7 protein-coding genes are annotated in these 3,542 nt (G+C 63.5%); 4 read left to right on the plus strand and 3 right to left on the minus strand.

The window, feature by feature from the left end; genetic code table 11:
* Positions 1–101 precede the first annotated feature (101 nt).
* From FV234_RS26550 to FV234_RS25455, 3 genes are all read right to left on the minus strand, one after another.
* Positions 102–326, minus strand: coding sequence for a hypothetical protein (locus tag FV234_RS26550; RefSeq protein ID WP_210250992.1), 225 nt, complete (start codon positions 324–326; stop codon positions 102–104).
* Positions 327–590: 264 nt separating this feature from the next.
* Entirely contained in the window at positions 591–803 is a 213-nt protein-coding gene (locus FV234_RS25450; RefSeq protein ID WP_246686311.1) for a hypothetical protein, read from the minus strand.
* Positions 804–1,236: 433 nt separating this feature from the next.
* Complete coding sequence (locus FV234_RS25455; RefSeq protein WP_147832396.1) at positions 1,237–1,503, minus strand: hypothetical protein; 267 nt, start codon at positions 1,501–1,503, stop codon at positions 1,237–1,239.
* Between the two features lie 143 nt (positions 1,504–1,646).
* On the opposite strand from FV234_RS25455, the gene FV234_RS25460 reads away from it, so the two are divergent.
* The 4 genes from FV234_RS25460 to FV234_RS25475 form a co-directional block, all read left to right on the plus strand.
* A complete protein-coding gene (locus FV234_RS25460) occupies positions 1,647–1,904 on the plus strand; it encodes a hypothetical protein (RefSeq protein WP_147832397.1) in 258 nt (85 codons plus the stop codon).
* Positions 1,905–1,912: 8 nt separating this feature from the next.
* Positions 1,913–2,329, plus strand: coding sequence for a DUF5681 domain-containing protein (locus FV234_RS25465; RefSeq protein ID WP_147832398.1), 417 nt, complete (start codon positions 1,913–1,915; stop codon positions 2,327–2,329).
* Between the two features lie 2 nt (positions 2,330–2,331).
* Entirely contained in the window at positions 2,332–2,595 is a 264-nt protein-coding gene (locus FV234_RS25470) for a hypothetical protein (RefSeq protein WP_147832399.1), read from the plus strand.
* A gap of 491 nt (positions 2,596–3,086) precedes the next feature.
* Positions 3,087–3,542 (plus strand): glycoside hydrolase family 16 protein (locus FV234_RS25475; RefSeq protein ID WP_147832400.1); only part of this gene is annotated, 456 nt, incomplete at its 3' end.

The following is a 3,542-nucleotide window of genomic DNA, read 5'->3' on the forward strand; positions in this document are numbered from 1 at the left end:
GCGCAGGGCCATGATCTCGTCGGTCATCGGGGGTCTCTCGGGTTCGGGGTTGGTCGTCGCAACCCGACCCTACCCGGCAACCGCCGATGACCACCCCTCAGCTACACCACCGCCTGGGACACGACCCCAAGCGCTCGGGTGTCTTCGCTCGGCTCTGCCGACCGTAGCTTGTCGATCAACACCATCAAGGTCGCGAGCGCTGCCGTGCGCTGCTCGACCACCCGGCCATTTTTTGTGTCGAGAGCTGCTGCAAAGGTGCTGGACGCTGCGACAGCCTCTTCGAGCGCTACGCCCAACGCCGGCAAGACAACGATGCGGCGTTTCAAGCTTGCAGCTGTGCTGGACGTGGCAGACGCCATCATCCCATGCATGCCAGGCGACGCTGTTTCGACCGCACTCACCCACGGCCGCATCACCGTCGCGAGCAACGGCTGCAGGCCGGCTCCCTCCAAAATTCCAGCCATTCTACGCCCCCTACCCGTCTCCGGTCGCGATCGTGTTTACGCCCGAGCACGGGACACTGGCACGCTTGAGGCTGAGAGCGCCATGGAGGGCCTACCGACGGGCCTCCATAGGAGTCCCGCTCTTACTCAGGTCCGACTGAACGGGCCATCACCTGGCGCGATCTCGGTCTTGTCGCCGAGCAGCCGGCGCCCGGACGCGATCACCTGCACGGTTTCGCGACTGCCGCATTGGTGCCGGGCAACGGTTTCCAGATCGCGCAGATACTCGACCAGAGATTGGCGATCTCGTGCATGTCCGTTCAGCGCGGGCCGGACCTTCGATGTGACGAGGGCAGGCACGCCGTCCAAAAATCGACCGGTGCCTCAGGGATGCTCGACAAGCAGCATACTCCGTTGATTGCGGATGCCCCTCTGTCGGCCGCTTTGCAGGGCTCTGCCTTCACCCAGGTTGGGAATGGTCGTTTGGGCAGGCATGCGGTGAGGTCACGGCCATGACCCGACAGGAGCAAACCGCCTATCTCCGCGCTATGGATCTGAAAGCCCGCACGAGCGGGCAGCCGATCACAGGCAGTGCGCAATCATGATAGCGCGCACGAAAACGGCGGGGCTTCCACCCCGCCGCTCAAAACCAATGTTGTTCCTGGCTCCGCCGTCAGAACCCGGCGATGACGCTCGCAGTCCCGATGACGGTGACGATGAGGCCCGTAATAAAGGCCCCGATCATCACGTAACTGAATGGCTTCAATTTCACGCCTGTGACCCTGCCAGCCGATCAGCAGCGGTTTCCGCCAGCGGTCTGGCCGTACTGCTTGACCGGGAAGTTCTGCTGGTTGGCGTTGCCCTCGGCGGCCGAACTCATAGGGCAAGTGGCCGGGTCGAGGTGGAAGCCATTGTCGTACCGGTTGAGCGAACCGGTCGTCTTCACCTCGTAGGGCGCAAAGCCGGTGTAGCGGGCGGGGCTGTCGTAAGCCATCGCGGACGAGATCGGAGCAACGCCAAGGACAAGCGCGGTGGCGATGGCGGCGATACGGGTCTTCATGGTGATGGCTTGACTCCTTTGCAGGTCGAACCCTGGATCAGGTCCGTTTCTTTCTGCCTAGAACTAAGATGGGGTGCCGACTTAATTCTGGACGTGACGCTGCGCACGCGCCATCGTGGATTAAAAAGCTCGGAGCAAAGCCAATGACCCCGCGCGAGATCGCCGCCTACAACGCCGGCCTACGCGCCGCCCGCACCGCTGCGATCACGATGGAGACCGCGCCCGGCTCCACCGACGTGCGCAAGCAGGCCGCCGTCGCTGCCCTCTACGCTTTCGCCGAGTGCGCCGAGGCATTGGCCCTCACAACAAGTCCAAACGCATCGTCCCGCTGCATTCCCGCTGAAATTGCAGCGGGAGCCGCCATGTCTGATCTTGGTGCCAACAGCACCTCAACCGTGTAGAATTAAGCATGACCACCCGAGGCAAAGCATTCGAGCCCGGCCAGAGCGGCAACCCCTCCGGGAAGCCTAAGGGCACCCGCCACCGCACCACGCTCGCCATGGAAGCCCTCCTCGAAGGCGAGGCGGAGACCCTGACCCGGAAGGCCATCGAACTCGCTTGTGAGGGCGACACGGTCGCGCTGCGCCTCTGCCTGGACCGCCTCGCGCCCGTTCGGAAGGACCGACACGTGCAGTTCGACCTGCCGGCGATCAACACCACTGCCGACCTGCCGAAGGCCACCAACGCCCTCCTGCAAGCCATTGCGGCCGGCGAACTGACCCCGTCCGAGGCCGCCGACATCGGCAAGGCCGTGGACGCCCACGTCCGCGCGATCGAGGTCACGGACCTGCACCAGCGCCTCGCCCGCCTTGAAGAAGGAATGTAGAAATGACGGCCCGTGTCATCGACCTCCGCCTGCGCAAGATCGAGAAGCAGCAGAGCGCCAACCGCTTCGACCGCATGTCCGAGGCTCAGTTGGACGACGAGATCAGCCAGGGCCTTGCCGTGGTCTGCTCCGGATACCCCTCGGTCAACGCCGCAGCCGAGGCGTTCCGGGCTTCACCCAGCCTCGAAGACCACCACTTCGCCGAACAGCTCGATTGGTACATCGGCTACGTCGCCGAGGAGCGCGCTGCCGGCCGGATGCAGTAGGCGCTCCCACCACGATCCTCACGGACCGACCGGCTACCAGGCGTCGGACCTGACATCCACGTCGAGGACTGGCAGGCATGGGTCACCGATGGGCTCGGCATCGTCACGAACGGCGTGCTCTGCGTCACCGGGCGGGAACTGACGGTCGTCGCGTGGGCAGCGCGGCACGTTACGGAGCACTGAGGCGGACGCCCTCATCCTTATTAGACAGCTTCGCGGCACCGCACGGCTGGGCCACGTCGCAAAGACTGCAGCCCTGAATTCAGAGACCGGCGGCTATCACGCGGTGAGGACCGGATCAGCTTCGTGGAGGGCGTCAAAGCCGGCGACCGTCGATCATTCGGGAGGATGTTACGGATCGAAAACTTTTCATCGAAAAGAGCGAACGCTACGTAATGCAACTCTGGAACGCATAATCAAAAATTAAATTCTATCTGGAGTTGTGAAATTCTAGCTGAGACCGTTCAGCGAAGGGGCAGGCGACAATCCCCATGGCGATCGATCCGAACAACCTGTCTGCAACCGCCGCTCTGACGTTCTCCGAAGAGTTCAACGCCTTCGATATCTGGAACGGCACGACTGGGCTCGACACGATCGGCGCCCCGCAATGGTCGACAAAGATCCGGGCAACCGGGACGCTGCCCTACAACGACGAGTCGCAGTATTACGTCGCCGGCGCGGACGGTTCGGCGGGCGCCGCAAACAGCCTGCCGAACCCGTTCCACGTGGCCGAAGGCGCGCTGACGATCTCGGCCACGCCTGCGAACCCAAGCATCCAGGGATCGCTGGAGGGACAGACCTACACGTCCGGGATGATCAACACCTATCACGAGTTCAGCCAGACCTACGGCTACTTCGAAATGCGGGCAGAACTCCCGGACGGTCATGGCCTATGGCCGGCATTCTGGATGCTGCCGGAGGACGGGAGCTGGCCGCCGGAACTCGAC

It is taken from the genome of Methylobacterium sp. WL8 (assembly GCF_008040045.1).
Taxonomy (GTDB): domain Bacteria; phylum Pseudomonadota; class Alphaproteobacteria; order Rhizobiales; family Beijerinckiaceae; genus Methylobacterium; species Methylobacterium cerastii.

Excerpts from the sequence above, each read along its gene's own strand:
- FV234_RS25455 (WP_147832396.1), bottom strand. The coding sequence starts at position 1,503 with ATGAAGACCCGTATCGCCGCCATCGCCACCGCGCTTGTCCTTGGCGTT.
- FV234_RS25460 (WP_147832397.1), top strand. The coding sequence starts at position 1,647 with ATGACCCCGCGCGAGATCGCCGCCTACAACGCCGGCCTACGCGCCGCC.
- FV234_RS25465 (WP_147832398.1), top strand. The coding sequence starts at position 1,913 with ATGACCACCCGAGGCAAAGCATTCGAGCCCGGCCAGAGCGGCAACCCC.
- FV234_RS25470 (WP_147832399.1), top strand. The coding sequence starts at position 2,332 with ATGACGGCCCGTGTCATCGACCTCCGCCTGCGCAAGATCGAGAAGCAG.